The sequence below is a fragment of the Streptomyces kurssanovii genome, assembly GCF_040677245.1.
Taxonomy (GTDB): domain Bacteria; phylum Actinomycetota; class Actinomycetes; order Streptomycetales; family Streptomycetaceae; genus Streptomyces; species Streptomyces kurssanovii.
In genome coordinates, this window is record NZ_JBFAQK010000015.1 from 39384 (window position 1) to 54637 (window position 15254).

The following is a 15254-nucleotide window of genomic DNA, read 5'->3' on the forward strand; positions in this document are numbered from 1 at the left end:
TCGGTGTCCCGCCCGCGTCGCGTTTCTCCCCATGCCCGTGCCCATACTGGGCAGAAGCGCCGGTCAAGGGGCGGTACGACAGGGAGCGAGGAACACGAGTGGTGGCGGAGCCCGAGGGTCCGGAAGACCGGAAGCCTCAGTCCGACGAGGCGCACAGCGCTTTCGTCCCGCCCGCGGGGGTGGAGCACCCCGAAGCGCCGGAAGACGACCATCCCAGTTCCGAGTTCGCCGTCCCCGAAGGTCTGGCCCCGGAACCGCCCGCGGAGCCGGAGGGCTCCGCGTTCGCTCCGCCGCGCACCTACAGCGCCAGGACGTCGCCGCCCGCCTTCACCCCGGCGCACGGCATCCCGATGGTGCGGCTCACCAAGGACGCGCCCTGGCAGGACCGTATGCGGGCGATGCTGCGGATGCCGGTGGGCGAGCGGCCGGTGCCCGAGTCACCGCACCGGCACGACGAAGCGGGTCCGGCCGTTCCCCGCGTGCTCGACCTGACCCTGCGAATCGGTGAGTTGCTGCTCGCGGGCGGCGAGGGGGCGGAGGACGTCGAGGCGGCCATGTTCGCCATCTCCCGCTCGTACGGGCTGGACCGCTGCGAACCGACGGTCACCTTCACCCTGCTGTCGATCACGTATCAGCCGTCCCTGGTCGACGACCCGGTGACCGCGAACCGGACCGTCCGGCGGCGCGGCACGGACTACACCCGGCTCGCCGCCGTCTACCGGCTGGTCCACGACATCAGCGTCGAGGAGTCGGACGTCACGCTGGAGGAGGCGTACCGGCGCCTCGCCGAGATCCGCCGGAACCGGCACCCCTACCCCGGCTGGGCGCTGACACTGGCCGGCGGTCTGCTGGCGGGTTCCGCCTCGGTGCTCGTCGGCGGTGACCCGGTGGTGTTCCTCGCCGCCGCGGTCAGCGCGATGCTCGGCGACCGGCTGGCCTGGCTGTGCGCCGGGCGCGGGCTGCCGGAGTTCTACCAGTTCGTCGCCGCGGCGATGCCGCCCGCGGCGATGGGTGTCGCACTGAGCCTGTCACCGCTGGAACTGCGGGCGTCCGCGGTCATCACCGGTGGACTCTTCGCCCTGATCCCGGGGCGTGCGCTGGTGGCCGGCGTGCAGGACGGTCTGACCGGCTTCTACATCACGGCGGCCGCGCGTCTGCTCGAGGTGGGCTATCTGGTGGTCGGCATCGTCGTCGGCGTGCTCGGGGTGCTGTATCTCGGGGTCGCGCTGGACGCCGGACTCAGCCCGGAGACCGCGATCCACAGCGTGCCGCGGCCGGTCACCCAGACCCTCGCGGCGATGGGCCTGTCCCTGTGCTTCGCGGTGATGCTCCAGCAGGAGCGCCGGACCGTGGCCCTGGTGACCTTCAGCGGCGGCGTGGCCTGGGTGGTGTACGGCGCGGTCGCGGACGTCGCCGGGGGCTCGCCGGTGGCCGCGACCGCCCTCGCCGCAGGCGTGGTGGGTCTGTTCGGCCAGATGCTCTCGCGGTTCCGGTTCGAGTCGGCCCTGCCGTACGTGACGGCCGCGATCGGCCCTCTGCTGCCGGGTAGCGCCACGTACTTCGGGCTGCTGGAGGTCGCCCGGGGCAATCTGAACACCGGTCTCGCCTCGCTGAGCAAGGCGGCCGCCCTGGCGCTGGCCATCGCGATCGGGGTGAACCTCGGTGGCGAGATCTCCCGGCTGTTCCTGCGGGCGCCGGGTGTCACCGGCGCCCTGCCGGGCGAGGAGACGCCGGGCGGACGCCGCGCGGCCAAGCGGACGCGCGGCTTCTAGGGCCTCCGCGTCAGCGCTTGGCGTGACGGCCGCCGCGGGACGACGGGGGGATCTCCCCGTCCGGCGCGGAGGCGGCGGCTGCCGCCGACTTCTTGTTCTTGGAGCGGGCCCGCAGGAACTCGACCGCGATCGGGACGACCGAGATCAGGACGATCAGGATCAGGATCGCCTCGATGTTCTTGTGGACGAACTCGACCTTGCCGAGCGCGGCGCCGAGCAGTGTGACGCCGGCGCCCCACAGGACGCCGCCGATGATGTTGAACGTGACGAACGAGCGGTAGTTCATCCGGCTCACACCGGCGATGATCGGCGTGAACGTGCGCACGATGGGCACGAAGCGGGCCAGGACCAGGGACTTCGGGCCGTACTTCTCGAAGAAGTCGTGCGCCTTCTCCACGTTCTCCTGCTTGAAGAGACGGGAGTCGGGACGCTTGAAGAGGGCCGGGCCGACCTTGCGGCCGAACAGGTAACCGACCTGGTCGCCGATGACGGCGGCCAGCACGATCAGCGTGCAGACCAGCCACAGGGGCATGTCGATCTTGCCGGTGGTCACCAGCAGACCCGTGGTGAACAGCAGCGAGTCGCCGGGCAGGAAGAACCCGATCAGCAGGCCGGACTCGGCGAAGACGATCACCAGGACACCGATCAGCCCGAATGTGGTGATCAGGTAGTCCGGGTCGAGCCAGCTCGGTCCGAGCGCAAGGGTGTTCACGAGGTCCGGGCTCCTGTGGTGATAGTCGTCGGCAGGGTCGGCTGCCCAAAGCTATCAACGCATACGGGTGACACCGGGTTCCACCTGCCTCTCCGGATGCGGGGTGAACGCAGGGCCACGAAGCTTTTCACCATGGGAATCGATGATTACGGCGGCGGGCAGGGCCCGCAGGCGGATGTGCTGGTCGTCACGACGAACGACCTCCCGGGCTTCCGCGTGGAGCAGGTGATCGGCGAGGTCTTCGGCCTGACGGTGCGCTCGCGCCATCTGGGCAGCCAGATCGGGTCCGGCCTGAAGTCGATGATCGGCGGTGAGCTCAAGGGCCTGACCAAGACCCTCGTGGAGACCCGCAACCAGGCCATGGAGCGTCTGGTCGAGCAGGCCCGGTCACGGGGTGCGAACGCGGTGCTCGCGTTCCGCTTCGACGTGACCGAGGCCGCGGACGTCGGCACGGAGGTCTGCGCGTACGGCACGGCGGTGAAGGCCGCCAGGGTGTGACACGGGCGGGGGCGGCGGACCGCCTGACCCCGGTCGCCGGTCCCCCGCCCGGCCCGTCCCCTTGGCCGCCTCCGTCCCGACCGCGCGGCTCAGAGGTGCCGGATCGCGTTCGCGAGGATCGCCTCCCGCTCGTACGCCGCCAGGCCCGGCCTGGCCTTGTCGATGTTGCGGGTGAACCGCTCGTCGGCGACGTACATCTCGGCCAGGCCCGTGTGGATCTCGTACGTGCAGGTGTAGTGGTTGCTCGAGATCCACCGGCGGTGGTCCTCCGCCACGTCCATCGCGGCCTGGGACTCCGGCTCCTCGCCCGCGTCCATCAGGGCCACGAAGCGCCGGGTGATCTCGTCGGCCTCGCGCTGGATGCGCAGCCAGTCCTCCTTCGTGTACGAGGCCGTGCGCCGCCGGGACTCCTGGTACGCGTCGGTGCCGCCCCAGCGCTGCTCGGTCTCCTCGGCGTACTCGTCGGGGTCGAAGTCCCCGAAGACCTCGAACTTCTCCTCGGGCGTGAGGTTGATGCCCATCTTCTTCGCCTCCATGGCTCGTTCCACGGCGGCGGCCATCTCCTTGAGCCTGGTGATCCGCGCCGAGAGCAGTTCGTGCTGCCGCCGCAGGTGGGCCTGCGGATCCGCGTCGGGGTCGTCGAGGAGTGCCGCCACCTCTTCGAGGGGAAAGCCGAGCTCCCGGTAGAACAGGACCTGCTGCAGCCGGTCCAGGTCGGCGTCGTCGTACCGCCGGTGGCCCGACCCGCTGCGGCCGCTGGGGCGCAGCAGTCCGATCTCGTCGTAGTGGTGCAGGGTGCGCACCGTGACTCCGGCGAAACGGGCGACCTGTCCCACGGAGTAGCTCATCGCCTTCGCTCCTTCGTTCGCGTGACGGACCCAGGCTGCTGCCTCACGTTGCGTGAGGTGCAAGCCCGTACGAGCCTGAGACCTATGGCACTCCACCAGGGCACCACCGGGACCGAGGACCACACGCCGGAACGGCGCAGACTCGCGGTCAACCCGTTCTTCGGTCCGGCGGACCCGGTCGGCGGGATGACGGCCGCCCCGCCCACGCACCGCCTCCCGGACGGCCCGATGCCGCCTCTCACGGCGTATCAGCTGGTGCACGACGAGCTGATGCTCGACGGGAACTCCCGCCTCAACCTCGCCACCTTCGTCACCACCTGGATGGAGCCGCAGGCGGCGCGGCTGATGGCCGAGTGCCGCGACAAGAACATGATCGACAAGGACGAGTACCCGCGCACGGCCGAGCTGGAGCGCAGGTGTGTGGCGATGCTCGCCGATCTGTGGCACGCGCCGGACCCGGCCTCGGCCGTCGGCTGTTCGACCACCGGGTCGAGCGAGGCCTGCATGCTCGCCGGGATGGCCCTCAAGCGGCGGTGGGCGAAGCGGAACGGCGACCGCTATCCGGCGAAGGCCCGGCCCAATCTGGTGATGGGCGTCAACGTGCAGGTCTGCTGGGACAAGTTCTGCGCCTTCTGGGAGGTCGAGCCACGGCTCGTGCCGATGGAGGGGAACCGCTTCCATCTCGACCCGCAGGCCGCCGCCGAGTTGTGCGACGAGAACACCATCGGGGTGGTGGCGGTGCTCGGTTCGACCTTCGACGGCTCCTACGAGCCGGTCGGCGAGCTCTGTGCCGCGCTGGACGACCTCCAGGAGCGCACCGGCCTGGACGTCCCGGTCCATGTCGACGGGGCGTCGGGCGCGATGGTCGCCCCGTTCCTCGACGAGGACCTCGTCTGGGACTTCCGGCTGCCGCGGGTGTGCTCGATCAACACCTCCGGGCACAAGTACGGGCTGGTCTACCCCGGTGTGGGGTGGGCGCTGTGGCGGTCGCCCGACGAACTCCCCGAGGAGCTGGTGTTCCGGGTGAACTACCTGGGCGGCGACATGCCGACGTTCGCCCTCAACTTCTCCCGCCCCGGCGCGCAGGTGGTGGCGCAGTACTACACGTTCCTGCGGCTCGGGCGCGAGGGCTACCGGGCCGTCCAGGGGACGGCCCGCGAGGTCGCGACGGGGCTCGCCGCCCGGATCGGGGCACTGGACGACTTCCGGCTGCTCACCGCGGGCGACCAGTTGCCCGTCTTCGCGTTCACGACCGCGCCCGAGGTGACGTCGTTCGACGTCTTCGACGTGTCGCGGCGGCTGCGGGAGAAGGGGTGGCTGGTGCCCGCCTACACCTTCCCGGCGAACCGCCGGGACCTCTCGGTGCTGCGGGTGGTCTGCCGCAACGGCTTCTCTGCGGACCTCGCGGAACTGCTCCTGGAGGATCTGCGGCTGCTGATTCCCGAACTGCGGGCCCAGTCGCACCCTTTGAGCAGGAGTACCGCGGAGGCGACGGCGTTCCACCACTGAGGGCGGCACCGCACCGGCCGCGGCGGTGTCCCGCCGCGGCCGGTGCGGTGTCCCGCCGTCTCAGCGGCCCAGACGCCGGAAGCGGGAGACCGCCAGCGGGAAGAAGACCGCGACCAGCACCAGCGGCCAGGCCACCGCCAGCAGGGCCGCGTGCTCCGCCGCCCACGAGCCCGTGGCCACGTCCGGGATGCCGGCGAGGTCGCGGACCGTCGTCGCGGTCGCCGAGATCGGGTTCCATTCGACGGCCGCGCCCAGCCAGCCCGGCATCGATTCGGGCGTCGCGAACGCGTTGGACAGGAAGCCGACCGGCCAGACGAGGATCTGCACGGCCTGCACCAGCTCCGGCTTCCCCGCGACCATCGCGAGGTGGATGCCGGCCCACAGCATCGCGAAGCGCAGCAGGAGGAGCAGTCCCACGGCCCCGAGCAGCGCGCCGAAGCCGCCGTTCCAGCGCCAGCCGATGGCATGGCCGACGCCGATCATGACCAGCAGGCCGAGTGCCGACTGGAGCATGTCCGCGAAGCTGCGCCCGACCAGCACCGCCGACGACGCCATGGGCATGGACCTGAAGCGGTCGATGACGCCCTTGTTGAGGTCCTGGGTGACGGCGAGCATCGTCGCCTCGAGGCCGAAGGCCATGGTCAGCGCCAGCATGCCCGGAATCAGGAAGTCGACGTAGGCCCCTTCCACGCCCCGGCCGCCGCCGATGAGATAGCCGAACATCAGCAGCAGCATCACGGGGAAGACGAGCCCGACGACGACCTGCACGGGCTGTCGTGCCCAGTGCGCGAGTTCGCGCCGGGTCATGGTCCAGGAGTCGGTCAGTACGTACCCGCTCATGCCGCGTGCTCCTTCGTCAGGTGGAGGAAGACCTCGTCGAGGGTGGGGCGGCGGACGGACAGGTCCTCTGCCTCGACCCCGGCCGCCTCCAGTGCCCGCACGGTCTCGGTCAGGGCGGCCATCCGGTCGCTCACCGGCGCGCTGACCATCCGCCGGTCGGTGTCCACGGTCGCCTCGCCGGGGAGCAGGGAGGCCACGAGGGCGAGGCGGTCCGCGTCCCGCAGGACCACGTCGATCCGGTCGCCGCCGGTCTTCGCCTTCAGCTCGTCCGCCGTGCCCTCCGCGATCACCCGTCCGGCGTCGACGACCGAGATCCGGTCGGCCAGCTGGTCGGCCTCCTCCAGGTACTGCGTGGTCAGCAGCACCGTGGTCCCGGCGCCGACGAGGGAGCGCACCGAGGCCCACACCTCGGCCCGGCCGCGCGGGTCGAGCCCTGTCGTCGGTTCGTCGAGGAACAGCACTTCGGGCTCGGTGATCAGGGAGGCCGCGAGATCGAGCCTTCTGCGCATGCCGCCGCTGTAGAGCTTGACCGCCTTGCGTCCGGTGTCCGCGAGGTCGAACCGCTCGAGCAGTTCGTCGGCCCTGGTCCCCGCCCGGCGCGCGCCGAGGTGGTAGAGCCGCCCGAACATCTCGAGGTTCTGCCGGCCGCCGAGCTCCTCGTCGACCGCCGCGTGCTGCCCGAGCAGACCGATCCGCCGACGGACCTCACCGGCCTGGGTACGTACGTCGTGACCGGCGACGCGCACCACGCCCTCGTCGTGCCGCAACAGTGTCGCCATGACCCGTACGGCGGTGGTCTTGCCGGCGCCGTTGGGACCCAGCACGCCGTGCACGGTGCCGCGCGCCACCGTCAGGTCCAGGCCGTCCAGAGCGCTCTTGTCCCCGTACCGCTTCCGTACACCCTCGACGACGATCGCGTCCGTCATCCGTCTCCTCCAGCACCCTCGGGGCAGTAGTCAAATTTGACCACCGCGTTAAGATAGTCCCCTGGAAACGATTGGTCAAACTTGATTAGCTGAGATCGCCCTCATGCGGCTCACCCGTCGCGTAAGGGTTCTCCTCACCCTCGGCCCGCACCCCGACGAACGGTTCGCCCTCACCCGCGAAGGTGTAGGCGCCCTCCTCGATCCGCCGGATCAGGCCGCGCGTCCACTCCGCGCCGAAGTCCGCGGACGAGACCCACATGTTCATGATCTCGCCGATGTGGCCCAGGGACTGAGGACCCTCTTCCGGCGTGTAGTACTCGGTGACCGACGCACGCCAGTGCTCCAGACCGCGCACCCTCTCCTTGAGCAGCGCCACCGCCTCGTCCCGGGGCAGATCGACGATGAACCCGATCGCGGCCGAGAGCACGTCCGTCTTCTGGTCGTGCGCCGTCAGGGATTCGCGCAGGAGCGAGAAGAACTCCTCGGTGCCCCGTTCGGTGATCTCGTACTCGGTGCGCGGCGGCCCGCCCGCCGTCGACGGGGCGATCTCATGGGCGTGCAGCAGTCCCTGCTTCGCCATCTGCTTGAGCGCGTGATAGATCGACCCCGGCTTGGCGTTGGACCACTCATGGGCGCCCCAGTACTCGAGGTCGTTGCGGACCTGGTAGCCGTGCGCCCGCCCGTGCTGGCGCACGGCCCCCAGGACGAGAAGCCGGATCGCTGACATCCGCGTACCTCCTGATCAACTTCGACCAGGGTACGCAGCGGTCGTCACGCGCCCCAGTCCCCACCCTGTTCCAGCGCGATCAGGTCGAACGCGCCCTTGCCGTCCAGCGACTCGCGGATGATGTCCGCGTGGCCCGCGTGCCGGGCGATCTCCTCGACCAGGTGCATCATCAGCCACCGCATCGAGACCCGCGCGTCCTTCGGGTACCAGGGCGCCGGGGGCAGCGGGAAGGTGTCGTCCATGCTGGGCACGGAGCGGATGAACTCCTCCGTCTCCTTCGCGACCGCGTCCCAGAAGGCCAGCACACCCGGCACTCGCTCGTCGCCGACCAGACGGAAGCTGTCGCCCCAGGTCTCCTCGCTGCGCTGCCGTTCGTTCGGCCGCTGCTGCGCCAGCCTCAGCCAGTTCAGCTCCATCTCCGCCACATGCTTGAGCAGCCCCGACAGCGACAGCTCGCTCGCGCTCGGCCGGCTCGCCGCCTGCTCCTCCGTCAGACCGAGGACGGAGCGCCGGATCGCGCCCCGCTGCGCCTCGACGAAGGACAGGAGCGCGCCGCGCTCGTCGCCGTGGGCCTCCGCGGGAACGTGGGTGACCATGGTGTGTCCGCCTTCCGGATCGTGGCGGGGGCCGTCCGCCCTCCTGCCGACACCTCAGAAGCTACGGGCCCTTGCGGTCAGCTTCTGTCCGCAAGGGCCCGGCGGCGGGAGGTTTCGTCAGAACGGGAACCGCGAGCGCCCGTGCTGCACCGAGATCCACTTGTGGGTGGTGAAGGCGTCGAGCATCGAGTCGCCGTTCAGCCTGCCGAGACCCGACTGCTTCTCACCGCCGAAGGGCACGATCGGCTCGTCGTGCACGGTGCCGTCGTTGATGTGGATCATGCCGGTGTCCACCCGCCTGGCGAGCCGCACACCCCGCTCCACGTCACCGGTGTGCACGGCGCCGCTGAGGCCGTACGGCGTTTCGTTGGCGATCCTGACCGCGTCGTCCTCGCCGTCGAAGGGGACGATCAGGGCCACCGGGCCGAAGATCTCCTGGGTCAGCACCGGCGAGTCGGCGGGGATACCGGTCAGCACCGAAGGGGACACGAGATTGCCGTCCGTGGCGCCGTGCAGCAGCGCCGTCGCGCCCGCCTCCACCGTCTGCTCGACCAGCGCGGAAACCGCGTCCGCCTGGGAGGAGTTGATGAGGGGGCCGATGTGGGTCGCCGGGTCGGCCGGGTCGCCCACCTTGAGGGTCCGCACCTTGGCGACGAACTTCTCGGTGAACTCCTTCTCGACCGAGCGGTCCACCAGGATGCGGTTGGCGGCCATGCAGACCTGGCCCTGGTGCACGAACCGGCTGAAGACCGCGGCGTCCACCGCGTAGTCGATGTCGGCGTCGTCGAGCACGATCAGCGCGCTGTTGCCGCCGAGTTCGAGAATGGCGTGCTTGAAGTTGGCCGCGCAGACGGTGGCCACGTGCCGGCCCACCTTGTCGGAGCCGGTGAAGGAGATCACCTTCGGTATCGGGTGCGCGATGAGCGCGTCGCCTATCTCGGCTATGTCCGTGATCACGACGTTCAGCAGACCGGCGGGCAGCCCCGCCTCCTCGAACACCTTGGCCACCAGCGAGCCACCGCAGATCGGGGTGTTCTGGTGCGGCTTGAGGACCACGGCGTTGCCCAGGGCGAGCGCCGGGGCCACCGACTTGACCGACAGCAGGAAGGGGAAGTTGAAGGGGCTGATGACGCCCACCACACCGACCGGCACCCGGTAGACGCGGTTCTCCTTGCCGTCGACCGGCGAGGGCAGGATGCGCCCCTCCGGCCGCAGCGCCAGGTGCACCGCCTCGCGCATGAACTCCTTGGCGAGGTGCAGCTCGAACGCCGCCTTGAGGCGGGTGCCGCCGAGCTCGGCGACGATCGCCTCGGCGATCTCCTCCTCGCGGTCCTCGATGATCCGAAGGGCCCGCTCGAAGACGGTCCGGCGGGCGTACGGGTTGGTGTCCGCCCACGCCCGCTGGGCGCGCTCCGCCGCCCGGTAGGCCTGGTCCACCTCGTCGGCCGTGGCCACGGCGATCGAGGCGAGCTTCTCACCGTCGTAGGGATTGAAGTCGATGATGTCCCAGGAGCCGGTCCCCGGCCTCCACTCGCCGTCTATGTACTGCTGGGCCAGATCGGTGAAGAAGGACATGTGATCCCTTACTCCAGAGGCATGAGCACGGACGTCTGATGTGGCGTCATCGTACTTATGTTTCAGATGAGTTGAAGGAGGCCCCGGAGAAGGTCCCGGGTCTCGGCCGGATCCGGACTGTCCTCGGTCAGCCGCCGCATCACCCGCTCGTACTGGGCGACCTCCTCGCGCTTGTCCAGATACAGCGCACTGGTCAGCTGCTCGAGGTAGACGATGTCGGAGAGGTCCGACTCCGGGAAGCGCAGCATGGTGAACGCGCCGCTCTCGCCCGCGTGGCCGCCGAAGCTGAAGGGCATCACCTGGAGCGTGATGTTGGGGTGCTCCGAGACCTCGATCAGATGGCGCAGCTGGGCCTGCATCACCGCCCGGTCGCCGTACGGGCGGCGCAGGGCTGCCTCGTCCAGCACGGCGTGCAGGTGCGGGGCCCGCTCGGAGACGAGGGTCTTCTGGCGCTCCAGGCGCAGCGCGACCCGGCGGTCGATCTCGGCCCGGGGCGCGTCGGGCATGCCGCGGGTGACGACGGCGTGCGCGTACGACTCGGTCTGCAGCAGCCCGTGCACGAACTGCACTTCGTAGATGCGGATCAGCGAGGCGGCGCCCTCGAGGCCGATGTATGTCTGGAACCAGCCGGGCAGTACGTCACCGAAGCTGTGCCACCAGCCGGCGACGTTGGCCTCCTTGGCGAGCCCGAGCAGCGCATCGCGTTCGCTGTCGTCGGCGACGCCGTAGAGCGTCAGCAGGTCCTCCACGTCGCGCGCCTTGAAGCTCACCCGGCCCAACTCCATACGGCTGATCTTGGATTCGGACGCGCGGATCGAGTAGCCGGCCGCCTCCCGCGTGATGCCACGCGACTCCCTCAGCCTTCTGAGCTGTGAGCCCAGCAGGATGCGCCGCACCACCGAACCTCCGCCCGGGCCCTCGGCGCGGGACTGTTCCCACGACCACGCTGACTCGCCTGCTGCCACGACTTCGACCCTCCCCATCCCTGCTGCGCACGCTCTGTTCGCTCGACACCGATGCTTCCGGAGGTCCCCCCGAACCCCAAGAGCCGGATTCTGCCACCAAAACGCTTCAGCCCGTACTCATTCGATTACGGAAATGGGAAGGCGCCGGGCAGAGCTCGCAAGATATTGGTGGAAGAAATGAGCAAGAACCGGCACGGGGACGGACAGGTCCGGCGCGTGCACGTGCATCTGCCCTTGCATCTGCCCTACGCATTCGGAACCATGGTCCTCGCGCACCTGCGTGCTCGTTCGTGTTGTAGCGTCACAGCCGCGATTCCCGGGAGTGCCTCGCATGGGACCGAATGGATCCACCATGCTCGAGCCGTTACGGCAGGGCCTTCCCCCCTTCGACCCCGCGGCCGTCTCGAGCTCGGCCTCGTGCGCCCTGCCCGCCCGCTTCGAAGCGGTACGCGGCGCCCGCCTGTTCACCAAGAACACACTGGGCCAATGGCAGCTGGACGAACGCTTCGACGATGTCGCCCTGGTCGTCTCCGAGCTCGTGACCAACGCCCTGCGGCACGCGCTGCCGTCCGACGGCACCGCGCACGAGCCCGCCAAGGAAGCCCCGGTCCGGCTGCACCTGATGCGGTGGACCGGCCGGCTGGTGTGCGCGGTGCGCGACCCCAGCCACGACGGCCCCCGGTCACGGGAGGCCGAGGAGGACTTCGCCGCCGAGTCCGGCCGCGGGCTCTTCCTGGTCGACTCCTTCAGCGACGGCTGGGGCTGGCACCCGCTCGCGGGGTCGCTGCGCGGCAAGGTGGTCTGGGCGCTGTTCCGTCTGGGCTAGGGCCTTTCGTCCGGAACCCGGTCGGGGGCCCGGCGACGCGCGCGCCGGCGCGGCCGGGCCTCACGCCCCCGCGATCAGGTGATCGAACTCCCCGTCCTTGACGCCCAGAAGCAGCGCTTCTATCTCCGCGGGCGTGTAGACGAGCGCGGGCCCGTCGGGGTGCCGCGAATTGCGCATCGCCACGTCGCCGCCCGGCAGTCTGGCGAGCTCCACGCACGAACCCTGCGAATTGCTGTGCCGGCTCTTCTGCCAGACGACCCCACGAAGCTCCGTCGCCGCCATGCCGTTGTAGACCTGGTGCACAAGTCGCTCCCGGGGTGCAAGGTGCAGGTGTCAACTATCCGGGATCATAGCTGTGTTCACATGCAGATGCATGAGGCGGATGCGCGAGCAGATGCACGTGCACGCCGGGTGTTCCCACGGTTACAGCGGCCCCGTTCATAGAGACGTCTGCCCCCGCCGATCGGTGCCATCCTTCGCGACCCGGTTCCGGCCCCGGGGATACGTACGGCCGCGCCCGCCCGTTCAGCCGGGCGAGCCGGAGGAGTAGGGCAGCAGCGCCATCTCCCGTGCGTTCTTGACGGCCCGGGCCAGTTGCCGCTGCTGCTGGGCGGTCACCCGGGTCACCCGGCGGCTGCGGATCTTCCCCCGGTCCGAGACGAACTTCCGCAGCAGGTCGGTGTCCTTGTAGTCGATGTAGGTGACCCCGTCCCGGTCCAGCGGATCGGGACGGGACTTGAGCGGCGTGCGCGTTTCCTTGCGGCGGGGTGACATGTCAGACCTCCAGGAGGGTGTCGAAGGCGGGTGGCAGCCGCTTCCAGGCCTCACGGCCCGCGGCGTACTCGGCGTCGGTCAGCAGGCACGACTCGAGGAGCCGCTCGAGTCCGTCGCGGTCGAGGCCCGGCGAGGTGAACACCAGGTGCTGGCAGCGGTCGCCGTGCTCGGGGTGCCAGTCCAGAGCGGCCGCCGCCCGGCGCACCGGCGGGACCATCTCCCAGGCGGCGTCCGGCAGCGAGGCGAGCCAGGGCCCCGCGCTCTCGACACAGAGCGCGCCCCCGGCGGCGTCCCAGGCCAGCAGGGTGTCCGGCCGGTCGGCGAGCCAGAACCGGCCACGGCTGCGGGCCGCCGCGCAGGTCAGGTCCTCCAGCGCCTGGTAGAGGCGCTCCGGGTGGAAGGGCCGACGGCTGTGCCAGACACAGGTGGCGACACCGTGGTCGTCGGCCTCCTGCGGCAGCAGTGCGCAGGCCGGATGCTGCGCGGCGGCGGCCGCGTCCACGTCGAACCCGGCGACGGCCGCGGCGGCCAACTCCTCGCCGTCCACGGCGATCCGCCGGGCCGTCGGGTGCAGCTGTGTCAGCAGGGCGCGGTCCTCGTCGTCCGCCTCTTCGCTGTCGACGAGGGCGAGGACCGGCGGATACTCCAGCTGACGCGCCCAGGTGTCCGCGATCGTGCGCCGGTCCGTGGCCGCCGCGGCGAGGCCCGCGTCCGCGAGGTCGTCGCCGTTGGCGAGATACGGCAGCAGCAGGGCGGGGTCCACGGCGGTCATCACCGAGGTCAGGGCGAGGCCTTCGCCACCGTGCGCGGCGATCACCTCGGCCATGGCCTTGGGCTCGACCGAGTCCCACAGCTCGACGATCGCGAGGCCGGTGGCGCCGTCCGCGGCGAGCCGCGCCAGCTCGGGCACCAGGTCCTCGCGCAGTGCGCAGCAGGCGCAGTCGTTGACGAGCGGCGTCTCACCGGTGTCGCGGACGCCCCGTGCGTCGCGGACCGTCCTGACGACCGTGCCCCGTCCGGCGGTCGAGAGGTCGTGGTGCAGGGCGACGCTGCCGGGCACCGTGGTGAGCAGCCGTTCCACCGCGGCCCGGCGGGCGTCCGCGTGCAGCCCGCCGACCAGTGCGACGGGCAGCGTCACTGTCGGCCTCCGTACCGGCGCTCGAAGCGTTCGACGCGGCCGGCGGTGTCGAGCACCCGTGCCGTCCCTGTGTAGAAGGGGTGGCTCGCGGAGGAGATCTCCACGTCGATGACGGGGTAGGTGTTGCCGTCCTCCCAGTCGACCGTCCTGTCGCTGGTGGCGGTCGACCGGGTCAGGAAGGCGAAACCGGCGGCCTTGTCGCGGAAGACGACAGGTGCGTAAGGCGGGTGGATACCGGACTTCATGTCAGCGCTCCTCTCGGAAGTCGACGTGACGGCCGGCGACGGGGTCGTACTTGCGCAGGGTCAGCCGGTCGGGGTCGTTACGGCGGTTCTTGCGGGTGACGTAGGTGTAGCCGGTGCCCGCGGTGGAGCGGAGCTTGATGACCGGGCGGATGTCGTTGCGAGCCATGGGGCTAGTATATGGAAATGATTTCCATTACCAAATGAGCTTTGACGAGAGGTGCATCACCATGTCCGCGCACTGCATGCTGACCGGGGCCCGGCCCGGCTTCGGCAACCGGATCTCCCACTCGCACCGGCGCACGTCCCGCCGCTTCGACCCCAACATCCAGCGCAAGCGCTACTGGCTCCCCGGCGAGGGCCGCCATGTCCGTCTCACCCTCAGCGCGCGGGCGGTCAAGACCGTCGACGTGATCGGCGTCGAGGCCGCCGTCGCCAGGATCCGTGCCCGAGGGGTGAAGGTCTGATGGCGAAGAAGAGCAAGGTGGCACGCAACGAGCACCGCAAGGCGGTCGTGGAGCGGTACGCGGCCCGGCGGGCGGAGCTGAAGGAGATCCTCCGCAGGCCGGACACGGGCGAGGAGGAGCGGCGGGCCGCGCAGGCGGAACTGCGCCGTCAGCCGCGTGACGCCAGTCCGACGCGCGTCCGCAACCGGGACGGCGTGGACGGCCGACCGCGGGGCCACCTGCGGAAGTTCGGGCTCTCCAGGGTGCGGATGCGTGAGCAGGCGCACGCCGGCTTCCTGCCCGGAGTACGCAAGTCCTCCTGGTAGCTTGGCGCGGTCTTGCTATCGATCAGGGGGACAGATCAGTGCTCAAGCTCGTACGTACATCGGCCGTCGCGGCGGGCCTCGTCGCCGCCCTCGCGCTGACCGGATGCGGCAGCGGCGACAGCGACGACGCCGGCAAGGACAAGGCCACGGCCTCGCCCACCGAGGCCGGCGGCGACAGCGGCGGCGGCGAGGGCAGGGCCCGTGACATCGAGGGCACCTGGACCGGTCTGAGCGACGGGAAGCCGGTCGCGCTGTCCGTCCAGGGCTCCAACGCCGCGATCGTCGCCGACGGGCATGCCTGCACCGGCGAGGTGCGGGACACGGGCAAGCAGATGCTGTCGCTGAAGTGCGCGGACGGGAACACCGACCGCGCGCTGGGCTCGATCGAGTCCAACGACGGGACGACGCTGGTCATTTCGTGGGACGCCGGCAAGAAGGACACGCTCAAGAAGAGCGAGGCGGGCGCGCTGCCCGACGGTCTGCCGACGGGCCTGCCGTCGGACTTCCCGACCCCGTGACGGCTGCGGCTCACCG

20 protein-coding genes are annotated in these 15254 nt (G+C 70.4%); 7 read left to right on the top strand and 13 right to left on the bottom strand.

What is annotated here, in order from left to right; genetic code table 11:
• Nucleotides 1–98: 98 nt before the first annotated feature.
• On the top strand, nt 99–1772 hold the full coding sequence (locus AB0K36_RS13820; protein WP_364592809.1) for a threonine/serine exporter family protein: 1674 nt from the start codon (nt 99–101) through the stop codon (nt 1770–1772).
• A gap of 10 nt (nt 1773–1782) precedes the next feature.
• Here AB0K36_RS13820 and AB0K36_RS13825 read toward each other — a convergent pair whose 3' ends face one another.
• Nucleotides 1783–2484 carry a DedA family protein gene (locus AB0K36_RS13825; protein WP_364592812.1) on the bottom strand — a complete coding sequence of 234 codons (702 nt, stop codon included), beginning with the start codon at nt 2482–2484 and terminating at the stop codon, nt 1783–1785.
• A gap of 132 nt (nt 2485–2616) precedes the next feature.
• Between AB0K36_RS13825 and AB0K36_RS13830 the strand changes: the two genes are divergently transcribed.
• Nucleotides 2617–2982 (top strand): YbjQ family protein, encoded by a 366-nt coding sequence (locus AB0K36_RS13830; RefSeq protein WP_189470420.1) that lies wholly within the window; start codon nt 2617–2619, stop codon nt 2980–2982.
• Nucleotides 2983–3071: 89 nt separating this feature from the next.
• Here the strand turns inward: AB0K36_RS13830 and AB0K36_RS13835 are convergent, their stop codons facing one another.
• A complete protein-coding gene (locus AB0K36_RS13835; protein ID WP_364592815.1) occupies nt 3072–3830 on the bottom strand; it encodes a MerR family transcriptional regulator in 759 nt (252 codons plus the stop codon).
• 84 nt (nt 3831–3914) lie between these two features.
• Here AB0K36_RS13835 and gad point away from each other — a divergent pair, with 84 nt between their 5' ends.
• Complete coding sequence (gene gad / locus AB0K36_RS13840) at nt 3915–5339, top strand: glutamate decarboxylase (RefSeq protein ID WP_364592818.1); 1425 nt, start codon at nt 3915–3917, stop codon at nt 5337–5339.
• 60 nt (nt 5340–5399) lie between these two features.
• Here the strand turns inward: gad and AB0K36_RS13845 are convergent, their stop codons facing one another.
• From AB0K36_RS13845 to AB0K36_RS13870, 6 genes are all read right to left on the bottom strand, one after another.
• Nucleotides 5400–6179, bottom strand: coding sequence for an ABC transporter permease (locus AB0K36_RS13845; protein WP_189470427.1), 780 nt, complete (start codon nt 6177–6179; stop codon nt 5400–5402).
• Nucleotides 6176–7105 (bottom strand): ATP-binding cassette domain-containing protein, encoded by a 930-nt coding sequence (locus AB0K36_RS13850; protein ID WP_364592821.1) that lies wholly within the window; start codon nt 7103–7105, stop codon nt 6176–6178. Before AB0K36_RS13850 ends, AB0K36_RS13845 begins: the two co-directional genes overlap by 4 nt.
• 85 nt (nt 7106–7190) lie before the next feature.
• A complete protein-coding gene (locus AB0K36_RS13855; protein ID WP_364592824.1) occupies nt 7191–7832 on the bottom strand; it encodes a PadR family transcriptional regulator in 642 nt (213 codons plus the stop codon).
• Between the two features lie 44 nt (nt 7833–7876).
• Nucleotides 7877–8428, bottom strand: coding sequence for a DinB family protein (locus tag AB0K36_RS13860; protein WP_364592827.1), 552 nt, complete (start codon nt 8426–8428; stop codon nt 7877–7879).
• A gap of 117 nt (nt 8429–8545) precedes the next feature.
• Nucleotides 8546–10003, bottom strand: a complete 1458-nt coding sequence (locus AB0K36_RS13865; protein WP_364592830.1) for an aldehyde dehydrogenase family protein — start codon at nt 10001–10003, stop codon at nt 8546–8548.
• A 62-nt stretch (nt 10004–10065) separates the two neighbouring features.
• A complete protein-coding gene (locus AB0K36_RS13870; RefSeq protein WP_364592833.1) occupies nt 10066–10986 on the bottom strand; it encodes a Sco1979 family transcriptional regulator in 921 nt (306 codons plus the stop codon).
• A gap of 313 nt (nt 10987–11299) precedes the next feature.
• On the opposite strand from AB0K36_RS13870, the gene AB0K36_RS13875 reads away from it, so the two are divergent.
• Nucleotides 11300–11794, top strand: a complete 495-nt coding sequence (locus AB0K36_RS13875; RefSeq protein WP_364592836.1) for an ATP-binding protein — start codon at nt 11300–11302, stop codon at nt 11792–11794.
• 60 nt (nt 11795–11854) lie between these two features.
• Here AB0K36_RS13875 and AB0K36_RS13880 read toward each other — a convergent pair whose 3' ends face one another.
• The 5 genes from AB0K36_RS13880 to rpmG form a co-directional block, all read right to left on the bottom strand.
• The gene (locus tag AB0K36_RS13880; RefSeq protein ID WP_189470441.1) at nt 11855–12097 is read right to left on the bottom strand and encodes a DUF397 domain-containing protein; all 243 of its coding nucleotides are present in this window, start codon (nt 12095–12097) and stop codon (nt 11855–11857) included.
• A gap of 222 nt (nt 12098–12319) precedes the next feature.
• Nucleotides 12320–12568 carry a 30S ribosomal protein S18 gene (rpsR, locus tag AB0K36_RS13885; RefSeq protein WP_364592839.1) on the bottom strand — a complete coding sequence of 83 codons (249 nt, stop codon included), beginning with the start codon at nt 12566–12568 and terminating at the stop codon, nt 12320–12322.
• Between the two features lies 1 nt (nt 12569).
• A complete protein-coding gene (locus tag AB0K36_RS13890; RefSeq protein WP_364592842.1) occupies nt 12570–13706 on the bottom strand; it encodes a CobW family GTP-binding protein in 1137 nt (378 codons plus the stop codon).
• Nucleotides 13703–13951, bottom strand: coding sequence for a type B 50S ribosomal protein L31 (locus AB0K36_RS13895; RefSeq protein ID WP_364592845.1), 249 nt, complete (start codon nt 13949–13951; stop codon nt 13703–13705). The genes AB0K36_RS13890 and AB0K36_RS13895 overlap by 4 nt, the downstream gene beginning before the upstream one ends.
• Nucleotide 13952: 1 nt before the next feature.
• Nucleotides 13953–14117 carry a 50S ribosomal protein L33 gene (gene rpmG, locus AB0K36_RS13900; RefSeq protein ID WP_005314221.1) on the bottom strand — a complete coding sequence of 55 codons (165 nt, stop codon included), beginning with the start codon at nt 14115–14117 and terminating at the stop codon, nt 13953–13955.
• A 61-nt stretch (nt 14118–14178) separates the two neighbouring features.
• Here rpmG and rpmB point away from each other — a divergent pair, with 61 nt between their 5' ends.
• Genes rpmB through AB0K36_RS13915 form a run of 3 tightly spaced genes read left to right on the top strand, consistent with a single transcriptional unit; the run spans nt 14179 to nt 15238 of the window.
• Complete coding sequence (rpmB, locus tag AB0K36_RS13905; protein WP_307707604.1) at nt 14179–14415, top strand: 50S ribosomal protein L28; 237 nt, start codon at nt 14179–14181, stop codon at nt 14413–14415.
• Nucleotides 14415–14720: a 30S ribosomal protein S14 gene (rpsN, locus tag AB0K36_RS13910; protein ID WP_364592848.1), complete on the top strand. Its 306-nt coding sequence runs from the start codon at nt 14415–14417 to the stop codon at nt 14718–14720. The genes rpmB and rpsN overlap by 1 nt, the downstream gene beginning before the upstream one ends.
• Nucleotides 14721–14758: 38 nt before the next feature.
• Nucleotides 14759–15238, top strand: a complete 480-nt coding sequence (locus AB0K36_RS13915; RefSeq protein WP_364592851.1) for a hypothetical protein — start codon at nt 14759–14761, stop codon at nt 15236–15238.
• The last annotated feature ends 16 nt before the right edge of the window (nt 15239–15254 follow it).